This is a genomic window from Providencia sp. PROV182 (assembly GCF_028480325.1).
GTDB classification, from domain to species: domain Bacteria; phylum Pseudomonadota; class Gammaproteobacteria; order Enterobacterales; family Enterobacteriaceae; genus Providencia; species Providencia hangzhouensis.
Window position 1 is genome coordinate 141773 of record NZ_JAMPOL010000009.1, and the last position, 21453, is coordinate 163225.

At 38.9% G+C, this 21453-nt stretch carries 20 protein-coding genes, 1 tRNA gene and 1 pseudogene; 12 read left to right on the forward strand and 10 right to left on the reverse strand.

Annotated elements, in window-relative coordinates:
• Positions 1-74: 74 nt before the first annotated feature.
• Positions 75-293, forward strand: a pseudogene (locus PR834_RS07595) (tetracycline resistance MFS efflux pump); the annotation flags it as partial.
• A gap of 309 nt (positions 294-602) precedes the next feature.
• On the opposite strand, the gene PR834_RS07600 reads toward PR834_RS07595, so the two are convergent.
• The 4 genes from PR834_RS07600 to PR834_RS07615 are packed head-to-tail and all read right to left on the reverse strand — an operon-like array spanning position 603 to position 4614.
• The gene (locus tag PR834_RS07600; RefSeq protein WP_262960780.1) at positions 603-1787 is read right to left on the reverse strand and encodes an MFS transporter; all 1185 of its coding nucleotides are present in this window, start codon (positions 1785-1787) and stop codon (positions 603-605) included.
• 52 nt (positions 1788-1839) lie between these two features.
• Entirely contained in the window at positions 1840-2604 is a 765-nt protein-coding gene (locus PR834_RS07605; protein ID WP_004258635.1) for a helix-turn-helix transcriptional regulator, read from the reverse strand.
• A 15-nt stretch (positions 2605-2619) separates the two neighbouring features.
• Entirely contained in the window at positions 2620-3813 is a 1194-nt protein-coding gene (locus tag PR834_RS07610) for an MFS transporter (protein ID WP_096864378.1), read from the reverse strand.
• A gap of 39 nt (positions 3814-3852) precedes the next feature.
• On the reverse strand, positions 3853-4614 hold the full coding sequence (locus PR834_RS07615; protein ID WP_196725459.1) for a hypothetical protein: 762 nt from the start codon (positions 4612-4614) through the stop codon (positions 3853-3855).
• Positions 4615-4820: 206 nt separating this feature from the next.
• Between PR834_RS07615 and PR834_RS07620 the strand changes: the two genes are divergently transcribed.
• Positions 4821-5030, forward strand: a complete 210-nt coding sequence (locus PR834_RS07620) for a helix-turn-helix domain-containing protein (protein WP_004908101.1) — start codon at positions 4821-4823, stop codon at positions 5028-5030.
• A 108-nt stretch (positions 5031-5138) separates the two neighbouring features.
• On the opposite strand, the gene sugE is transcribed toward PR834_RS07620, so the two are convergent.
• Positions 5139-5453 (reverse strand): quaternary ammonium compound efflux SMR transporter SugE, encoded by a 315-nt coding sequence (gene sugE / locus PR834_RS07625; protein WP_004258648.1) that lies wholly within the window; start codon positions 5451-5453, stop codon positions 5139-5141.
• Positions 5454-5722: 269 nt separating this feature from the next.
• Here sugE and PR834_RS07630 point away from each other — a divergent pair, with 269 nt between their 5' ends.
• The 3 genes from PR834_RS07630 to PR834_RS07640 all read left to right on the forward strand — a co-directional run bounded on the left by PR834_RS07630 (position 5723) and on the right by PR834_RS07640 (position 9512).
• Positions 5723-6631 (forward strand): EamA family transporter, encoded by a 909-nt coding sequence (locus tag PR834_RS07630; RefSeq protein WP_004258651.1) that lies wholly within the window; start codon positions 5723-5725, stop codon positions 6629-6631.
• Positions 6632-6972: 341 nt separating this feature from the next.
• Positions 6973-9066, forward strand: coding sequence for a pyruvate/proton symporter CstA (gene cstA / locus PR834_RS07635; RefSeq protein WP_094961461.1), 2094 nt, complete (start codon positions 6973-6975; stop codon positions 9064-9066).
• 248 nt (positions 9067-9314) lie between these two features.
• Positions 9315-9512 carry a YbdD/YjiX family protein gene (locus PR834_RS07640; RefSeq protein WP_004258665.1) on the forward strand — a complete coding sequence of 66 codons (198 nt, stop codon included), beginning with the start codon at positions 9315-9317 and terminating at the stop codon, positions 9510-9512.
• A gap of 79 nt (positions 9513-9591) precedes the next feature.
• On the opposite strand, the gene efp is transcribed toward PR834_RS07640, so the two are convergent.
• Positions 9592-10158, reverse strand: coding sequence for an elongation factor P (gene efp, locus PR834_RS07645; RefSeq protein WP_004258667.1), 567 nt, complete (start codon positions 10156-10158; stop codon positions 9592-9594).
• A 43-nt stretch (positions 10159-10201) separates the two neighbouring features.
• Here efp and epmB point away from each other — a divergent pair, with 43 nt between their 5' ends.
• Entirely contained in the window at positions 10202-11230 is a 1029-nt protein-coding gene (epmB, locus tag PR834_RS07650; RefSeq protein WP_110591180.1) for an EF-P beta-lysylation protein EpmB, read from the forward strand.
• Positions 11231-11274: 44 nt separating this feature from the next.
• Here the strand turns inward: epmB and PR834_RS07655 are convergent, their stop codons facing one another.
• The 4 genes from PR834_RS07655 to PR834_RS07670 all read right to left on the reverse strand — a co-directional run bounded on the left by PR834_RS07655 (position 11275) and on the right by PR834_RS07670 (position 14706).
• Complete coding sequence (locus PR834_RS07655) at positions 11275-11619, reverse strand: DUF4156 domain-containing protein (protein WP_004908089.1); 345 nt, start codon at positions 11617-11619, stop codon at positions 11275-11277.
• Positions 11620-12038: 419 nt separating this feature from the next.
• Entirely contained in the window at positions 12039-13682 is a 1644-nt protein-coding gene (groL, locus tag PR834_RS07660; protein WP_004258673.1) for a chaperonin GroEL, read from the reverse strand.
• Between the two features lie 51 nt (positions 13683-13733).
• Positions 13734-14027 carry a co-chaperone GroES gene (locus PR834_RS07665; RefSeq protein WP_004908085.1) on the reverse strand — a complete coding sequence of 98 codons (294 nt, stop codon included), beginning with the start codon at positions 14025-14027 and terminating at the stop codon, positions 13734-13736.
• A 163-nt stretch (positions 14028-14190) separates the two neighbouring features.
• The gene (locus tag PR834_RS07670; RefSeq protein WP_272536562.1) at positions 14191-14706 is read right to left on the reverse strand and encodes an FxsA family protein; all 516 of its coding nucleotides are present in this window, start codon (positions 14704-14706) and stop codon (positions 14191-14193) included.
• A gap of 436 nt (positions 14707-15142) precedes the next feature.
• Between PR834_RS07670 and aspA the strand changes: the two genes are divergently transcribed.
• The 6 genes from aspA (at position 15143) to PR834_RS07700 (ending at position 21418) form a co-directional block, all read left to right on the forward strand.
• On the forward strand, positions 15143-16567 hold the full coding sequence (gene aspA / locus PR834_RS07675; RefSeq protein WP_004258700.1) for an aspartate ammonia-lyase: 1425 nt from the start codon (positions 15143-15145) through the stop codon (positions 16565-16567).
• Between the two features lie 145 nt (positions 16568-16712).
• Positions 16713-18035: an anaerobic C4-dicarboxylate transporter gene (locus PR834_RS07680; protein ID WP_004258703.1), complete on the forward strand. Its 1323-nt coding sequence runs from the start codon at positions 16713-16715 to the stop codon at positions 18033-18035.
• A 647-nt stretch (positions 18036-18682) separates the two neighbouring features.
• The gene (locus PR834_RS07685) at positions 18683-18976 is read left to right on the forward strand and encodes a helix-turn-helix domain-containing protein (RefSeq protein ID WP_004258707.1); all 294 of its coding nucleotides are present in this window, start codon (positions 18683-18685) and stop codon (positions 18974-18976) included.
• 206 nt (positions 18977-19182) lie between these two features.
• Positions 19183-19755, forward strand: coding sequence for a division control transcriptional repressor DicD (gene dicD, locus PR834_RS07690; protein ID WP_409201109.1), 573 nt, complete (start codon positions 19183-19185; stop codon positions 19753-19755).
• A gap of 126 nt (positions 19756-19881) precedes the next feature.
• Positions 19882-19957: transfer RNA gene (locus PR834_RS07695), tRNA-Phe, on the forward strand.
• Positions 19958-20152: 195 nt separating this feature from the next.
• A complete protein-coding gene (locus tag PR834_RS07700) occupies positions 20153-21418 on the forward strand; it encodes a tyrosine-type recombinase/integrase (RefSeq protein WP_014656686.1) in 1266 nt (421 codons plus the stop codon).
• Positions 21419-21453: the final 35 nt, after the last annotated feature.

The following is a 21453-nucleotide window of genomic DNA, read 5'->3' on the forward strand; positions in this document are numbered from 1 at the left end:
TTATTTTTTCACTCGTTATGTCTAGCGCTTTTATATTACCCTCTCAAGCAGATTCATTTACGGTTAAGGAAGAACAAGCTAAATTACAAGGGATTTTAGTCAGTTTAACCAATGCCACTGGGGTTATTGGTCCATTATTATTTAGTTTTATTTTTGGTCAAACACTCGCAACATGGGATGGCTGGGTATGGCTGATTGGTGCGATGATGTATGTTTTATTGATCGCATTTATTTTATCTTTTCATAGAAGTAGCAGCCAGATAGTTAAAATAACGAAACTGCCGGAGAGCTAAGTTTTAGCATGTCAATATCAAGTGCTATGATGGCCTTATCAGATTTGCTTTTGGAACATGACGTTAAGAGATATTTCGATGACAATACAACCTAAAAAGCCGAGAACGAAACCTGCAAAAGAAAGGCTAGATAACCTGATAAACGCATCATCTGAACTTAAATCATGGTATGAAAATAGCGTCAAATACTATGTCGAAAAGCAAAATATTTATATAGTTAATAAGGTAACTATCTGATTTTTCGTTACTGTAACCCTATGATGTATTGATATTTAACCCCCCTTAAGGGGGATTAAATCATGACTAACACTAAACAGGATTTGGTTTTGGCAACCAAGTAGATATAAAGTAGAAAAGCCCACAAACCGCAACAAATAGCCCAACATAACCTAAGTTAAAGTGACCTAAATAACCGACGACTAAAGGCGTTATCCCCCCGATAGAGGCAGAGGCGCCATTGTACCCTACGCCTAGTATTGTTGCTTGCCCATTAGACTTATCCATCAGTACGGCCGATAAATTACACAATATCATCGCTGAATATGCGGACATAACGACTTGAGCGAAAAAGACTAGAAGTAAATTATCTAGCTGCAATGAAAAATAGAGTGGTACTGAAAGCAATACCATCCCAATGACTCCCATATTAAAAACAGATTTAACTGAGCTATATTTATCGGTTAACCAACCACATATCAGCATAAAAATTAACAATAGACCGGACGAAAATATTTCATAAAAACTCTTTATCTCGTCTATCATTAATTTTTCAATAATTAATGAAGTTGATAAATTTTGAGAGTAGAAAGTGACAGTACCAGGAATGGTAAATAAGAAAACCCAAAATACATGGAGCCAACTGAATATTGGTTTTTCATCTAATTCACTTTTATAATCCGGTAATTTTGCTCTAAACCAAAAACTAATTAAAATATTAATTAAACCAATTAATAGTGGGAGCCTCCAGCCAATTGACTGCATCGCTTCTTCAGAAAATGTGTTCTTTAACATGAAAACGACAGCTAATGATGCGATTACTCCACATAAAGAACTACCAACAATAATTGATGAAACTCTAGATTGAATATTCCCATCTAAATCCTTAAATAAATAAGTGATTAAAGAAGGAAATTCCCCAGCAAAACTAAAAGAAAGTGCTAATTGTAAAATTAATATTACTAATGGCGTATAGTTCCCTAATAATTCAATGGGTAACAGTGCCATCATTAATGTTGCCGTACCGGTTATCATACTTGTTAATACTAGAGCTGATTTTTCCCCTACCGTATCAGCATATCGGCCTATAACATACCCACCTAGTGGGCGGATTAAAAAACGTAATGCAAAAATCCCCCATACCATTTCCGTTGCTTGTGTATAACCTAAATTAGTTAATTCCGTACTTAAATAAGTGGATATAGCCGCAAACACAGCAATATCATAATACTTTAAAGCATTACCTGCGACGGCGCCAAACATGAATCTCCATTTCATTATTTATCCCTTTTCTATTAATCAATTTCCTTGTAGAAAAATATTCTCATATTTAAGGGTAACTCACCAAAGATTCCAAACACGCAAGAGTAATGCCATTTTCTTTTAAAGCCTGAAATAAACCACTAGGTGAAGTATAAGAGCAACCTAGTTTTTCTTTAATGCGTAGAATACGTTTATTTTCTGTCGCTTCCGAACAACCTTGAATATAACTAATTTCCTTTACTCGGCAATGTGATAATAATAAACGAATAGTTATCATTTCTTTACGGGTAAAACGAATGTTACCAAAACGCATATAATGATGAAAATCTAAAATATCTCGGTTATTATCTTCAATTTGTTGAGATAAGCTTATGTCCGCCCTAAGTGGTAAAATAATATTTTCATTATCTTTCCAGACATGCTGGGAGTAATCAGAAATAACAGCTCTTAATTTATAGAGCTCTAATAACTCATTAGATGAGAATTTCTTTCTTGAATTTATTGATGTAATTTCATATACACCGCCATATTGAGTACAAAAATCCACTTTCATTTCTTTCTTATCTGTTTTAGATAATGTTTTTTGAAATTCGGCAGAGTAATTATTCCAATATTGAATACCAGGGATTAATCGCTCCTTTACTTTCTTATCTAAATCATCATCCCAAACCATAAGAACCCAATTATAATTACTAGAAATAGTCCTTACAGAATGATTAATCAAATCTACTCTACTATAAGTAACATCTATATCATTCCAATCGAAATACTTCAAAAACTTATCACCAAAACCAGAACAAGAAAGTTCTAGGTGTTTATTTTCTATATTCATATGTCACCCTTACATTTAAATAGTTAATAACCTTTGTTTTTTACTCAATAACAATGAAACAAATAGAGTTAACGAACTCAACGAAACAAAAACACCAACCAAGGAAACATCAATGATGACTAAATAGTTGATAATTAAAGGCGTTAACCCGCCTATAATCGTCGATGCAAGATTGTATCCCATACTTAAAGTCGTAACTTGTCCATTGGCTGGTTTTGCCATGGCATAATTCCAATTACATAAAACCATTGCTGAAATAATAATAATTGACGATTGGGAGATAAGTACTAATGATAAAACCTTAGTCGACATTAGGTAATAAATAGGAATTGATAGTATGGCAGCAAGCTTTACCCCTAAGTTAAAAACCCGTTCAGCGTAACTGTATTTATCTGTTAACCAGCCAACTATTGCCATTAAAATCAATAATAAAGTTGATGATATCATTGAATATATACTTTTAAATTCTTCTAGCTCTAACTCCTTAAGTAAAAAAGAAGATGAAAAATTTAAGGTATAAAAAATAACCGAACCAGGAATAACAACCAGTAAAATATTAAATGCCTTAAGCCAATCTATTTTTTGGCACCCATCATACTCAATGGGTTGGTCTGGTAAGCGATAGCGAAACCAAAAACAAATCAGTATATTACCTAGACCTAATAGTAGTGGTATCCTCCACCCCACCCTTTGCATGGTTTCAGGGTCTAATATATTTTCGAGAATTAACACGATTCCTAACGAGCCAATAACACCAACAACCGCACTTCCGGTTAACAACGCCGAAATTCTACCTCGTTCTTGGGGCTTAGAGTCTTTATATAAATAGGTAGACAGTGATGGGCTTTCACCCGCAAAACTAAAAGATAGCAACATTTGAAGAAATAATATGGCTAAAGGCGTATATACCCCTAAGAGTTCAATTGGCAAAAATGCCATACATAATGTTGCACTACCGGTGAGAATACTTACCAAAATCATTGCTGGTTTTTTACCAACTTTATCTGCATAACGGCCAATCACATACCCACCTAGTGGCCGTATAAGAAAGCGTAAAGCAAAAATCCCCCACACAAGTTCCGTTGCTTGCTGATAACCTAGCCGAGTTAATTCTGCACTTAAATATGATGAAATCGCTGCAAAAATTGCAACATCATAAAATTCTAAGGTATGCCCTGCTACAGCGCCAAAACGTAATTTCCATTTCATAAAATGATCCCATATCCCTATATGAAACAAATAGTTAAATTAATTAATAGGCATTAATTTTTCTAAGCTTGCTAATGTAATCCCGTGATCTTTCATTACCGAAAAACATTCCTTTTGAGATACCATTTCACAGTTTAATTTTTTCTTGATATTGTTAACCCTTATATATTCGTCCTCCTCCGAACAGCCTTGAATACGGCTAATTTCATTTATATTTCGGTGGGAAAGCAACAAACGGATGGTTAATACTTCTTTATTTGAAAATGACAACTGCCCAAAACGTATATAATTAGAGATTTCATTACCCCTGTAAATAATAGGTGCGGTTTCGTCTAATTCAATTTTTTGGCGTAACGGTAATGCAACCGTTTTATTTTCAGACCATTTTTCATATGCATATTCAGAAACTATTGAACGCCATCGATACAATGAAAGTAAATGATCATATGGGACTTTATGATTCGCATTGAGTGAAAATATCTCAAATAAATTATTGTATCTATTGCAAAAATCAATTTTTTTATTTCCTTTATCTAATTTGGTTAAAATTTTCTGGTATGCTTCCGAATAATTACTCCAATATTGAACACCCGCAAATAACCGTTCTTTTAATGATAAATCCATATCATGATGCCAATAAATTAATTGCCATTCATAGTCGCTTGACAATGCATATATCTTTTTTTCGTCAATATCAATAATATTATAATTAACATCAATATCATTCCAATTAAAATAATTACATAGGTCTAATTTCACACTAGCACTTATTTTTTCCATCCTATTGCTTTCTATATCCATAAAAATCACCTTTTAGTTATTTAAATAAAAATAAAGATAATAAAAACGTTGAATCTATATCTTTAACACATAAAAATAAATATTCAAAGGCCAAAATTTAAAGGTATTCAAAATTAAGAATTATTTTTTTATCTTTATATCTCAATTGAATTACAGTTCATTAAAATAATTTAAATTATATTTATATATTAACTATTGGAGATCATATGAAACAAGACTGGCACTCGGCTGATATTATTGCAGCAATAAAGAAAAAAGGTTCTTCTCTTTCACAAATATCACGTTCAGCAGGGTTAAACTCATCAACATTAAATAACGCCCTATCAAGACGCTGGCCAAAAGGAGAGCGCATTATTGCCGAGTTTTTGGGTGTTGCACCATCTGAAATTTGGCCATCGCGTTATAACGAAAAATAACATAAGAATTGTTTTCTCTATGTCCCCAAAAATATCAAAAAAAGCGGGTAACTTTCTCTGTCACCCGCTTATTATTCATTTTTAATTAAAAAATGCTTAATTTGAAAGCTAACTTGATACTTTTAAACCAATTAGCCCTGTAATAATCAAGGCAAGGCTTAATAAGCGAAACATATTCGCTGATTCCCCAAGAAAAATAATCCCAACAATTGCCGTACCCACTGCACCAATACCGGTCCAAATTGCATAAGCCGTGCCGACAGGTAAGTCACGCATTGCGTAAGCTAACAGACCCATACTCGCAATAATCGCAATAATGGTAATGATACTCGGTGTTAAACGTGTAAAACCGTGGGTATATTTTAAGCCAACAGCCCATACAACTTCTAATAAACCCGCAAATAAAAGGACGATCCAAGCCATAGCTGGTTGCTCCCGTTAAATACTCGGGGTCGTCCCCATATTTAAATGACGTTAATTCAGGTCGTCCTGAATACGTATGAAGTGAAAATTCATTATAAACATTCATGTAACAAGACTCAAGCAACGAAAAATAACAAATAAGCGCAAATCAGCAATAATATTTAACCTTTTTATACTGTTTTTTATGATTAAGCATCATAACCATCGCACTCAAAATTATACACAGGTAAAGTAGGTGTCTTATCTGGCAAGTTCATCGAGAAAACAGCATGAGTCTCAGAGACATCTTACTCGCCCTTTGTGTGGTGATTATTTGGGGAGTTAACTTCGTTATCATTAAGCTCGGGGTAACTGCACTTCCACCGTTATTATTAGGTGCCTTACGCTTCATGTTTGTGGCCTTTCCCGCTATTTTTATTTTTAAACGCCCTAAAATTCCATTCAAATTATTACTTCTCTATGGGCTAACAATTAGCTTTGGTCAATTCGCCTTCTTATTTTGTGCTATTCAAGTTGGTATGCCTGCGGGTATAACCTCTGTCATATTGCAATCCCAAGCTTTCTTTACCCTATTACTTGGCGCAATGATTTTAAAGGAATCATTACAGCCAACCCACTTTATTGGTATGTTTATCGCGATTGCAGGGCTGACGGTGTTAGCCAATGGTGCCACTGCCGGTGGGCTTGATGATATCCCATTACTCGGATTAGCATTCACTTTAATTGCTGGATTATCATGGGCTTGTGGTAATATCACTAATAGAATTATTATGAAACAGGAAGGCGCAGAGAAATGCAGCGCCCTATCTTTAGTCAGTTGGAGTGCTCTGATCCCAATTATTCCGTTTTTAATTAGTTCATGGATTTTAGAAGGTGAAGAAGCAATTATTGAAGGGCTATCTGGTTTTAATTGGTCGGTCTTTGGTGTCATTATCTATTTAGCTTATTTATCAACATTTGTTGGCTATGGGATCTGGGGTGTCTTACTCGGTCGCTATGAAGCGTGGCGTGTTGCTCCTTTTTCATTGTTAGTTCCCGTCTTCGGTTTAAGCAGTAGTGCATTATTTCTTGATGAGCACATTAATGGCGTACAAGTTGCTGGCCTTGTTTTAATCATGTTTGGCCTAATTACTACACTTTTTGGCAAAAAAATAATTCAAAAATTAAGACATACCTAGTTAACCAATTAATAATCGGAGGTTTTTTAACTTCCGATTATTTGCCCTACCTTTACCCATCCCCTCATCGGTAAAAACACATCAACAGTCATTAATTTCAAAATAAATAATAAATCAAGATAAAAAACCAATTCAATAGACAACCACTAGTTCAAAACCAAATAAAATCCAATAAATAATCCTAAATTAGTGATACTGGCTACAATTATGAAATTTATCTCAAATTTCAATTGGGTGTATCGGTTTAGCTACTTTTTCTTTGACTTAAGTATGGTTATACCTTTCTCAGTTTTACTTAAACAAATAACAAAAAGTAATCAACTGAACAGATGGGGATGGCTATGGGTAAACAATTAATATGGATTGTGCTCGCATTACTTGGTGCTTTTTCACTGGGTTACATCGCCTTAAATCGAGGTGAACAGATTAATGCCCTGTGGATCGTTGTTGCAGCCGTGTGTATTTATCTGATTGCATACCGATATTATGGGCTTTTTATTGCTAAAAAAGTACTCCAAGTTGATGCAACTCGTATGACACCAGCAATTCGTCATAACGATGGCTTAGACTACGTACCAACAGATAAAAAAGTATTATTTGGCCACCACTTTGCCGCTATCGCAGGTGCTGGCCCACTTGTCGGCCCTGTACTTGCGGCACAGATGGGGTATTTACCAGGCATGCTTTGGCTACTTGCCGGGGTTGTGCTAGCAGGGGCCGTACAAGACTTTATGGTGTTGTTTGTTTCAACACGTCGAGACGGCCGTTCACTGGGTGAATTAGTTAAAGAAGAAATGGGTAATACGGCAGGGGTTCTGGCTTTAATTGCTTGTTTTATGATTATGGTGATTATCTTAGCCGTACTCGCTATGATTGTCGTAAAAGCCCTCACTCATAGCCCATGGGGAACTTACACCGTTGCCTTTACTATTCCATTGGCGATTTTTATGGGTATTTATACCCGTTATATACGGCCAGGACGCATTGGTGAAGTCTCTATTATAGGGTTAGTTTTCCTCGTATTTGCAATTATCTCTGGGGGTTGGGTCGCTGAAAGCGAAACTTGGGCACCTTATTTTGACTATACTGGTGTTCAACTCACTTGGATGCTAGTGGGATATGGCTTTGTTGCCGCTGTACTTCCTGTTTGGCTGCTACTTGCCCCACGAGACTACCTATCAACCTTCTTAAAAATCGGTACTATTATTGGTTTGGCAATTGGTATTTTAATCCTCAATCCAAATCTACAAATGCCATCGCTGACCAAATATATTGATGGTACAGGCCCGGTTTGGGCAGGTGACTTGTTTCCATTCTTATTTATTACCATTGCTTGCGGTGCCGTTTCTGGCTTCCACGCACTGATATCATCGGGCACCACACCCAAAATGTTGGCGAATGAAAACCAAGCTTGCTTTATCGGCTATGGTGGCATGTTGATGGAATCTTTTGTAGCTATCATGGCGTTAGTCGCCGCTTGTGTGATTGACCCAGGTGTTTATTTCGCCATGAATAGCCCCATGGCAATGTTAGCTCCCGCAGGTACACAAGATGTAGTCGCTTCTGCTGCCCAAGTCGTCAGTAGCTGGGGCTTCCAGATCACCCCTGAACAGCTTAACAGCATTGCTAATGATGTGGGTGAAACCAGTATTATTTCACGTGCCGGAGGTGCTCCAACACTGGCTGTTGGGATGGCGTATATTCTCCACGGTGCCCTTGGCGGTCTAATGAATGTCGCCTTCTGGTATCACTTTGCCATCCTATTTGAAGCGTTGTTCATTTTAACCGCGGTGGATGCAGGAACTCGAGCGGCACGCTTTATGCTGCAAGATTTACTGGGTGTGGTTTCTCCATCCTTGAAACGTACCGATTCGTTACCCGCAAACTTGATAGCAACCGCGCTATGTGTGCTTGCTTGGGGTTATTTTCTTCACCAAGGTGTTGTCGACCCACTTGGCGGTATTAACACCTTATGGCCATTGTTTGGTATCGCGAACCAAATGTTAGCGGGTATGGCATTAATGCTGTGTGCTGTGGTACTGTTTAAAATGAAGCGCCAAAGATATGCATGGGTCGCTTTAGTCCCAACTGCATGGTTGTTAATCTGTACGATGACTGCAGGCTGGGAGAAAACTTTCAGTGAAGATGCCCGTGTTGGTTTCTTAGCTGTCGCAAATAAATTCCAAGCAATGATTGATAGCGGTAATATTCCAGTTCAATATACGGAATCTCAATTAACTCAGTTAATTTTCAATAACCGCTTAGATGCAGGATTAACTATTTTCTTTATGATTGTTGTGGTATTGCTAGCTCTATTCTCCATCCGCACTGCGTTGAAGGCATTAAAATCCGACCAACCAACAGCGAATGAAGTACCATACGAAGCCATGCCAGCCAACTATGAAGAAATCGTGGCAAATACACGCCATCATTGATTTTCGCGGAAAAGCTTGTCACTGTTTAGGGCATATACTCTTTCTCCAAAATAATTCACGTTGGAGCAAGGCGGCAAAGAAGATAATCCCTAGGAGCATACTCCAGTATGTGACTAGGGTTAGCGAATAAAGCCAACGCAGCAATAGCGTGAAGTATGAAGGAGAAACTAGGAGCATACATAACAGTATGTGACTTGGGTAGCCGAGAGCAGCCAACACCGCTACAACACAAAGTATGACGAGGATTTATGTTTGGAGAACTGGGAAAAGCAGCCCGCTACCTAGGCCAAGCGGCAAAAATGATGGTCGGCGTCCCCGATTACGACAACTACGTCGCTCATATGCAAAAAACGCACCCTGACCAAACTCCCATGACCTATGAAGAGTTTTTTAAAGAGCGCCAAGATGCACGTTACGGTGGTAAAGGTGGGTTTAAGTGCTGTTAGGCCTTAAAAAATAGACAAAAAAAGCCGTGGCATTCGACCACGGCTTTTTATTTTTAACGATTCAGTATAGGATCAACCGTTATTTTACGCGTGAAACATACTCGCCAGAACGAGTATCAACACGGATCACTTCACCGATCTGAACAAACAGAGGAACCTTAACCACTGCGCCAGTGCTCAGTGTTGCAGGTTTACCACCTGTACCTGCGGTATCACCTTTCAGGCCAGGGTCAGTATCAGTAATTTCTAACTCAACAAAGTTAGGTGGAGTGACCGCGATAGGACGGCCGTCCCACAGTGTTAAAATACATTCTGCTTGGTCAACTAACCATTTCGCGTTATCGCCAACGGTTTTTTCGTCCGCTGCTAACTGTTCGAAAGTTTCGTTGTTCATGAAATGCCAGAACTCACCGTCGTTGTACAGGTAAGTTAAGTTCATATCCATGACATCTGCACCTTCAACAGAGTCAGTAGACTTAAATGTTTTTTCCAACAGTTTGTTAGAAATCAGTTTACGGATACGCACACGTGCGAACGCTTGACCTTTACCCGGTTTGACGAATTCACTTTCTAAAACGACACAAGGCTCGCCATCTAACATGATTTTAAGACCTGAGCGGAATTCATTGGTACTATAAGTAGCCATGGTGATCCTCTAATTTATAAACTAAAAATGGCATAGCCAAAAAATGGTCGATATTGTAACTCAAAATACCTCATCCAGAGAAGTCTGGATACAACAACTTGCAGAAGCAATCACTAATCCAGATGAATTGCTGCAAATACTTAACCTAGAAAATCACCTTTTATCAAAAGAAGGCAGTGAGGCACGTAAACTATTTCCTTTACGCGTTCCAATGCCCTTTATTTCACGTATGAAGAAAGGCGATCCACTAGATCCTCTGTTATTGCAGGTATTAACCGCAAAAGCAGAGTTTGATATACATCCAGGTTTTTCTACTGACCCACTAGAAGAGCAGGATAATGAAATTCCAAGTTTACTGCATAAATACCACAACCGCGCATTACTGCTGGTAAAAGGTGGCTGTGCAGTCAACTGTCGCTACTGTTTTCGCCGGCATTTTCCTTATGAAGACAACAAAGGAAATAAAAATAACTGGTTGATGGCTGTGGATTATATAAAAAACCACACCGAACTCAATGAAATCATCTTCTCAGGTGGTGATCCATTGATGGCAAAAGACCATGAACTCGATTGGCTTATCAGCCAATTAGAGGCGATCCCACATATAAAACGCCTTAGAATTCATACTCGTTTGCCTGTAGTGATACCTGAACGTATCACTGAAACTCTCTGTAAACGCCTTGCTAGCTCAAGGTTACAAGTAATTATGGTGACACACGTTAACCACGCTAACGAAATCGACGAGTCATTCACCAATGCTATGCAAAAACTAAAGTTATCAGGTGTGACATTATTAAACCAAAGCGTATTACTGCGCCAAGTTAATGACAACGTGACAGCTCTGATGAATTTAAGTAATGCTCTGTTTGATGCGGGTATTTTACCTTATTACTTACATGTATTAGATAAAGTCCAAGGTGCCGCTCACTTTTTAGTGAGTGATACTGAAGCTAGACAATTAATACAGCAATTATTGAGTAAAGTCTCAGGGTACCTTGTACCTAAGCTCGCTCGGGAAATTGGGGGAGAGCCAAGTAAAACACTGCTTGACCTTAATTTAAGGCAGAACTAGAAAGCAAAACGCCCAAATCATCATTTGGGCGCTATGAATTCATTTTAGGGGCACTTATAAACTTGGCCAACCATTTTGCTATCTAATGGAATGAAGCTAGATAACACAGTTTCACTTGGACTTGATGCACCAAAAATCACGTTACCGCCCATTGCCGCGGCTTTATTACGTAAATCATTTGCTGCGCTGCGCATTGAGCTAGATTCATTATTCACACCACTCAACCAGTTGCTTTGAGTCCCTGCAACCTGACCGAGAAGTTGGCAATCACTTCCTGGTTGATTCTCAACAAAACGAACTTGTGAGCCTGCCGCAGTCAAATTAGTTGTTGTTGAACAACCTGCTAAAAGCAATAATGCAGCAGCACCAAGCAAGACTTTAATTCGCATGTTTTCCCTCATTTTTTCATTGTGTTTTTGCAGCTGGTTTGAAAATCGCTTTAGTTTCAATAATCTATTAATTGAAATATCTAGGAGGTGATTAACATACAGCGCCATAATTGCCGCACATCACCAGCCGAATAGAGTTTACCACAAATTAACCAAGAACCTGCTCTATTCTTTACTAATTCAAACCATTTACCTTACGTTAAATATAACCTGTGAAGCAACATTGACGCAAAAATAAATCGTATAACGCATTAATTGTACATCGTTTCGAGGTATTACATTCATCAATAATTAATGGTTATATATTTATTAAAAACCAATAAAAAACCGGCACCGCTAGGAACACTAACGATACCGGTTTTGTGGTGGGTAGCCCTAACTGAGTTAGTGACTACTTAAGCTTGATGTCGCCAGCTGGCTTACATCATACCGCCCATTCCACCCATGCCGCCCATACCAGCAGCACCTAAGTCAGGTGCGTCTGATTTTGGCAGTTCAGTGATCATCGCTTCAGTGGTAATCATCAGACCTGCGATAGACGCTGCGAATTGCAGAGCAGAACGCGTTACTTTAGTTGGGTCTAAGATACCCATGTCAATCATGTCGCCGTAAGTATCAGTCGCCGCGTTGTAACCTTCGTTACCTTTTGCTGCTTTCACGTTGTTAACAACAACAGAGGCTTCTTCACCTGCGTTAGTAACGATTTGACGCATTGGCGCTTCCATCGCACGCAGAGCAACACGAATACCTACGTTTTGTTCTTCGTTTTCACCAGTCAGTGCTTCCAGTTTCGCTGCAACGCGAACCAGTGCAGTACCACCACCAGCAACAACACCTTCTTCAACCGCTGCGCGAGTTGCATGCAGAGCATCGTCAACACGAGCACGTTTTTCTTTCATTTCAACTTCAGTTGCTGCGCCCACTTTAATAACAGCAACACCGCCTGCTAATTTAGCAACGCGCTCTTGCAGTTTTTCACGGTCGTAGTCAGAAGAAGATTCTTCGATTTGTTGACGAATTTGTGCAACACGGCCCGCAATCGCAGATTCTTCACCCACACCATCAATGATAGTGGTAGTGTCTTTGTTAATAACAATACGTTTTGCTTGACCTAAATCTTCTAATGTCGCTTTTTCTAACTCCATACCGATCTCTTCAGAGATAACAGTACCGTTAGTCAGAATTGCGATATCTTGCAGCATGGCTTTACGGCGGTCACCGAAGCCCGGTGCTTTAACCGCTGCAACTTTAACAATACCACGCATGGTGTTAACAACCAGAGTTGCCAGTGCTTCACCTTCAACATCTTCAGCGATGATTAACAGTGGTTTGCTTGCTTTAGCAACGCCTTCTAATACTGGCAGTAATTCACGGATGTTAGAGACTTTTTTGTCAACTAACAGGATGAATGGGTTTTCTAACTCAACAGCACCTGTTTCTGGTTTATTGATGAAGTAAGGAGACAAGTAACCGCGGTCAAATTGCATACCTTCAACCACATCCAGCTCGTCTTCCAGACCAGTACCTTCTTCAACCGTGATAACGCCTTCTTTACCGACTTTATCCATAGCTTCTGCAATTAATTTACCCACGGTTTCGTCGGAGTTTGCAGAAATAGTACCAACCTGTGCGATTGATTTAGTGTCTGAACAAGGAACAGACAAGGCTTTCAGTTCTTCAACTGCAGCAACAACTGCTTTATCGATACCGCGTTTCAGGTCCATTGGGTTCATACCCGCAGCAACCGCTTTTAAGCCTTCAGTAATGATAGCTTGAGCCAGTACAGTTGCAGTTGTTGTACCGTCACCTGCAGCGTCGTTAGCTTTAGAAGCAACTTCTTTCACCATTTGAGCGCCCATGTTTTCGAATTTGTCTTCTAATTCGATTTCACGTGCAACTGAAACACCATCTTTGGTGATAACTGGTGAACCAAAAGATTTATCTAAAACTACGTTACGGCCTTTAGGACCTAAAGTAACTTTTACTGCGTCTGCCAGAACATTCACACCACGAAGCATTTTCGTACGTGCATCACTACCAAATTTAACGTCTTTAGCTGCCATTATCTCTTTCCTTCAAATTCTTTTCGTTCGTTGAGAAGTTTTAAGTGAAAATTACGCTTCAACAATTGCCAGAATGTCACTTTCGGACATAATCAGAACTTCTTCATTGTCGATTTTTTCAGCTTTCACGCCATAACCATCGTTAAAAATTACGATATCGCCAACTTTCACATCCAGTGCTTTGATTTCACCATTTTCGAGGATGCGGCCGTTGCCAACAGCAAGAACTTCACCACGAGTTGATTTGCTTGCAGCAGTACCCGTCAGAACGATCCCGCCGGCAGATTTTGATTCAACTTCTTTACGCTTAACGATAACACGGTCATGCAATGGACGAATTTTCATTAATAGTTCTCCTATAAATAAAGTCCATACTAGGTAAAAGGACGATACCAGCATGTCTTAAATAAACTAGTACCATGTTTGAGCAGATTGGGGCGAAGAAGAGGGACTTCAAGGGGGGAGATAAAAAATTTTTCATTTTTATCTCCCCATAAATAGGGTGGTTTTATGGTTTAGGGCGTTCGTCTTTATCCGATGAATCTGTTTTATCTGAACTATCGATTGTAAAAGAAGGATCATCTTGCTTACGTTGGAATTCCCCCTCAAAAGTATCGCCACGTTGAAAGCCGCTATTTCCTGTTTGATTAAAACCTGAACCCGGCTGGTAGAAACGAATATGAGGAATTAAGCGCATTACAATAAGCTTTTGAATTGGCGGAAGTAACAATAGTAAGCCAATAAAATCTGTAAAGAACCCCGGCACAATCAACAAGAAGCCCGCTAAAACCAATGCAACGCTCTTGATCATTTCAGCTGCTGGGCTTTCACCCGATGCTAACTTTTGTTGGATTTGTAGTACATTTTTCATACCTTGATTTTTAACGAGTGACACACCTAAACAGGATGTCAAAACGACCAAAATTAGCGTCATTAAAACACCAACTTCGGATGCAACCCGCACAAAAATCACGGATTCAATGTAAACGAGAATACATATCAGAATGAGTGGTAACCAGCGCACAAGTTCTCCTTTATTTCAATAAGCTATCGATTATTTTACGCCCCTAGGGAAACCTTTGTGAACTGCATCTAAGAGACAACTATCAATATTCGCTTTTTTCTTTAGTATAGCCATAATAATTGGGGCAGAGATAACGCTTTTCAACTCACAGATTTTTTTCATTAATGATACTTATCTGTGATGAATGTCACACAACGTGAAATCTGTTGCATAAATCAAACTATATAGTGATCTAGGTTCAAGGCAATAGATGATTAAAAGCATATCATCTACCCATAAATCAGTAGATCATAATGCTGACAACGTAGTAGACGGTGTTAATTGCTTGTAAAGTTTTACTTTGCAATATTAATCACCTGTGAATTTTGTTTTACGAAGTATAGATTTTTAAAGCGCATAAACGGACAGTAACTGTAATCTAATTAAGAAGGTTCTCATGTCAAACAATACTCGTATCGAAGAAGACCTGTTAGGTAAAAAAGAAGTTCCAGCTGATGCCTATTATGGTGTTCATACTCTGCGTGCGATTGAAAACTTTTATATCAGCGACCGCACTATTAACGATGTCCCAGAATTTATCCGCGGCATGGTTATGGTAAAAAAAGCGGCAGCTTTAGCCAACAAAGAACTGAAAACTATTCCTCGTAATATCGCAGAGACTATTATCAAAGCCTGTGACGTTGTGTTGAATGAAGGCAAATGCATGGATCAGTTCCCTGTTGACGTATTCCAAGGTGGTGCGGGCACATCACTGAACATGAATACCAATGAAGTACTGGCGAATATCGGTTTAGAGCTGATGGGTCACAAAAAAGGGGAATATGAATTCCTCAACCCAAATGATCACCTGAACAAAAGTCAATCCACTAACGATGCTTACCCTACTGGGTTCCGTATCGCAGTGTATAACTCAGTACTGAAGTTAATTGAATCTGTTGAATACCTGAGAAAAGGCTTTGAAGCTAAAGCTGAAGAATACAAAGACATTCTGAAAATGGGCCGAACCCAGTTGCAGGATGCTGTTCCAATGACCGTCGGCCAAGAATTCCATGCTTTCGCTACTCTCTTAAAAGAAGAAGAGAAAAACTTAAAACGCAGCATCGAATTACTGCTCGAAGTTAACTTAGGCGCTACTGCTATCGGTACAGGCTTGAATACTGCACCTGGTTACTCAGAGCTTGCCGTTAAAAAATTAGCTGAAGTGACTGGTTTACCATGCGTTCCTGCAGAAGACTTAATCGAAGCAACCTCTGACTGCGGCGCTTACATCACAGTTCACGCGGGCTTAAAACGTCTGGCAATGAAACTGTCTAAAATTTGTAACGACTTACGTCTGTTATCTTCCGGTCCTCGTGCAGGTCTGAAAGAAATCAATTTACCTGAGTTACAAGCTGGTTCTTCTATCATGCCAGCAAAAGTTAACCCTGTAATTCCTGAAGTTGTTAACCAAGCTTGTTTCAAAGTTATTGGTAACGATATCTGCGTAACAATGGCTGCTGAAGCGGGTCAATTGCAATTAAACGTAATGGAACCAGCGATTGGCCAAGCGATGTTCGAATCCATCTCTTTAATGAGCAACGCATGTCGTAATCTGCAAGAAAAATGCATTAGCGGCATTACAGTAAACAAAGAAATCTGTGAAGCGTTTGTATTTAACTCCATCGGTATCGTCACTTACTTGAACCCATTTATTGGCCACCATAATGGTGACATCGTGGGTAAAATTTGTGCTGAAACTGGTAAGAGCGTCCGCGAAGTTGTTTTAGAACGCGGTTTGCTGACCGAAGCTGAACTGGATGATATTTTCTCTATTGAGAACTTAAAACACCCAGCTTATAAAGCAAAACGCTTTGATGACTAAAAAATTTATGTTTATCATAAATAACACTTAAAAATAAAGGCACGCCTCTCAATAGAAAGCGTGCCTTTTTTGATTGATACACACACAAATAATTAACATAACAGTTTCATAATTTTAATTTTCATTTTATCGAGGAGTAAACACTATGTTAGCCGTAGAATTTATTATTGTTCTGCTGGCCATCTTTTTGGGGGCCCGTTTAGGTGGGATAGGTATCGGCTTCGCCGGTGGCCTTGGGGTACTGGTACTCGCTGCTATTGGCGTAAAACCAGGAACCATTCCATTTGACGTTATCTCAATCATCATGGCTGTTATTGCCGCTATCTCTGCAATGCAAATTGCTGGGGGTCTGGACTATTTAGTTGCCCAAACCGAAAAATTACTGCGCCGCAATCCTAAATACATCACCATTCTTGCACCCATTGTTACCTACTTCCTGACACTTTTCGCAGGGACAGGTAATATCTCTTTAGCAACACTGCCTGTTATTGCAGAAGTTGCAAAAGAGCAAGGCGTAAAACCGTGCCGTCCATTATCAACTGCGGTTGTTGCTGCTCAGATAGGTATTACAGCATCACCAATTTCTGCTGCAGTGGTTTACATGGCATCCGTCATGGAAAACCCTGCAATGGTTGGTGCAGGTAACACAGTCAGTTACATCTCTCTCTTAAGTGTTCTATTACCTGCGACATTCCTTGCTATCATTTTGATGTCGTTCATCATCTCTTGGACTTTTAACTCTAAATTATCCGATGACCCTATCTACCAAAAACGTTTAGCTGAAGGTTTAGTTGAACTGCGTGGTAGCCAAGTAAAAGAAATCAAAGCCGGTGCTAAGTCTTCTGTACTGCTGTTCTTACTTGGGGTTGTTGGCGTTGTCTGTTATGCCATCATTAACAGCCCAAGCTTAGGGATTGTCGAAACCCCATTAATGAACACCACAAATGCTATTTTGATTATCATGCTGACTGTAGCGACATTAATCACTATTTTCTGTCGTGTTAATACTGATGCAATCTTGAACTCAAGTACCTTTAAAGCAGGTATGAGCGCATGTATTTGTATTTTAGGTGTTGCTTGGTTAGGTGATACTTTCGTACAGCATAACATTGACTGGATCAAAGAAACTGCCGGTGATTTAATCCATGAGCACTCTTGGATGTTAGCGGTAATTTTCTTCTTCTGTTCTGCTTTACTATACTCACAAGCTGCAACAGCAAAAGCATTGATGCCTATGGCATTAGCGCTGAATGTAAGCCCACTAACGGCTATCGCATCATTCTCTGCGGTTTCTGGTCTATTTATTCTGCCTACTTACCCAACACTGGTTGCAGCAGTACAAATGGATGATACAGGGACAACACGTATTGGCCGATTTGTCTTTAACCATCCATTCTTTATTCCAGGTACCATCGCTGTCGCATTAGCTGTTTCATTCGGCTTCTTATTCGGCGGTATGATCCTATAGTTTATATTAGTATCAATTAATATTATAAAGACCCGTGCAAATCGCACGGGTTTTCTATGCCTACATATAACATATTATTTTTGTTATTCTATACAAAGTCACGGAGGAAATTATAAAAATATAATAATCATTCAGATAAAAAACTAAGCCATTTATTAAAAATATATTTAAAATATATTGAACTCGGTTGTTAATAATTAAATTAAAATCAGAAATAAGTATTTTTCTAACAATATATCTATATTAATACTCTACATATAAGTGTAACAAACAATGACTATAATCATATAATGACAAGCTGCTTCATTCATTTCTTCAAAATCACAAGTAGAAATATAAATTCAAAAATAAAGTAAAAATAAATAACCATCAAAATAAATCACTAATAAAACAAAAACAAACAAACAATAACACTAAAAAGCCTCTCATCACACACGAATTGAGAGTACCAAAGATAGAAATCATCTATCAAAAATTTAAAATCAATCCGCCATAAATATTGGTAATAATTAACTTACCCTTGTTTAATAATATCCGAAAAGTCTGATAATTATCTTTTAATCACTCTGAGTGACACAAATTAAACATCACGAAACTTTAATAGAAAAATAACTTATTTGTTCAATATTTATATATTTGGAGGAGTAATGCTAAATACTCAAAGAAATGAAAATACAAATGTAACCGTTTATATTGGAAGCTTTTTAAAACACCGTAGAAAAGTGGTGGGCTTAACTGGCTCACAATTAGCTTCTCGCTTAAAAATCAGCCAACAGCAAGTTTCTCGTTATGAAAGAGGTAAAAATGCGATTACGATCCAAGGTCTTTTAGATATTTTACAAGCTCTCGAATTACGAACACATGATATTGATGATTTTATGAAAAAAGTCTTTCAGTTTTATTATATCGATGCTGCATTAGAAGCTAAGTTGATCAACTAAGACCGATATAAATCCATGAAGTTCGTTTCAGGGGGGTTCTTCCCCCTCCTGTTTGCTTTAAACTCCCCCTCTTAATTTCCTATTTGATTTCGTTCTCCTTCGAAAACGACGACTCATAATAGCACTGCAAACCGCTATAATTCACAATTGAACATTGTTATGATGGATAAAAATCAGACATTATTGTGATGGAGTTAACAATGCCTATCCAACGCGAAATTATTTTGAGCCATGCGTTAAATCAATTGGAAATTCAAGGCTTATCCGCATCTACAGAGAATTTACTCAGTGAAATTGAATCTGATTTCTCTACTATTCGCCAGTTCTGGCCAGACGATGAGGCGCTTATTTATGATTGCTTACGCTATCATAGCCAGCAAATCGAAGTATGGCAGCGACAGACTTTGCTAGATGAGTCCCTAAGCCCACAGCAAAAATTAATGGCTCGCTACCAACAATTATCAGAAAAAGTCAGCCAAGGGCGTTTCCCTGGCTGTTTATTTATTTCTGCATGTAATTATTACCCAGATGCAGAGCACCCTATCCACCAATTAAGTCGCTTGCAAAAAGACAATTCGTTTCACTTCACTAAAAACCTATTAGAAGAGCTAGATATTGAAGACTCTGTATTGGTTGCTAACCAAATGGAACTAGTACTTGAAGGCTGTTTAAACCGTTTATTAGTACAAAGAGACATTCAAGATGTCGAGATTGCACAACACCTTTCTGAGGATATCCTAACAATCGCACTATGCCGTAAAAAAGGAGCGTTAAGTTAAAAAAACAACTAACGCATACTAAACACACACATTTTGCTGAAAAAGAAAACACTCAGTAAAAAAAAGTGGTTTTTTATTAAAAATGCATTGACGCAAACGGCTGAATACGGTTTAATGCGCCCCGTTGCCCGGATAGCTCAGTCGGTAGAGCAGGGGATTGAAAATCCCCGTGTCCTTGGTTCGATTCCGAGTCCGGGCACCACCTTATTATCAACAGACGTCAACCGACGTCTGTTTTTGTTTGTAAAGCCCGCTAAAATCAACACTCTCCCAAAGTTTCAACTCAACTGAATTCTACTCGATTCTACCCACATCAACCCCATTGCGTGGGTACAATTGCGGGTATACACTAGTTCGATAGAATTTTGTACCCACTTTATCTCTCAGGAAGCTCACTATGGCACTGACTGACGCTAAAATTCGGGCGGCTAAACCCGATGTGAAATCCTATAAATTAACCGATGGTGCAGGTCTGCACTTATTGGTTCACTCTAATGGTTCTAAGTACTGGCGATTACGCTACCGCCATTTAGGTAAAGAGAAAACCTTAGCATTGGGTTTATACCCTGATGTCTCTTTATCAGAGGCGCGTTTAAAACGTGATGAAGCAAGAAAATTGATTGCTGACGGTATTGACCCGTGCGAACAAAAACGTGTGGCTAAAGCAGCTTCTGATGCTAATCTCTCTTTTGAAACCATCGCAAGACAATGGCATGCCAGCAATAAAAAATGGTCTGAATCACACAGTGAAAAGGTTTTAAAGAGTTTGGAGTCGCATGTATTCCCATACATTGGTCTACGTGATATCACTACCCTCAAAACACCTGATCTACTGATCCCTATCCGTGCAGCAGAAAGTAAAGAGATTTATGAGATAGCTGCGCGTTTACAGCAACGTATCGCTGCTGTCATGCGTTATGCGGTGCAATCAGGTATTATTGGCTATAACCCTGCTATTGATACCGCAGGGGCTGTAACGACTGTACAACGCCAACACCGTCCAGCTCTTAACCTTGACCGTCTACCGGAACTCATTACCCGTATCGATGCTTATAAAGGGCAACCCGTCACTCGCCTAGCCGTGATGTTAAATTTATTAGTATTTATTAGATCAAGCGAACTTCGCTATGCGCGTTGGTCTGAAATTGACTTCGATAAAGCCTTATGGACGATTCCTGCTCAGCGAAAGCCTATACCCGGCGTTAAATTCTCACACAGAGGCGCTAAAATGCGCACTCCGCATTTAGTTCCCCTTAGCCACCAAGCCATCACTATACTGAAAGAAATTTGGGCATGGACGGGTGAACATGAATTGATCCTAACGGGCGCTCATAATCCCTTTAAACCCATGAGTGAAAATACAGTCAATAAAGCCTTACGTGTGATGGGCTATGATACCAAAACTGAAATTTGTGGACACGGTTTTAGAACGATGGCGTGTAGTTCATTAGTTGAATCAGGTTTATGGTCGAAGGATGCAGTAGAAAGGCAAATGAGCCACCAAGAACGTAACTCAGTGAGGGCTGCTTATATTCATAAGGCAGAACATATAGATCAACGCCGATTAATGGTGCAGTGGTGGGCGGATTATTTGGATGCTAATCGTGAACAAACGATTTCGCCATTCGACTTTGCAAAGTTGAATAATCCAATGAATCACTAAAACTTTAGCCATGTCATATAGGAGATCCATTTTCA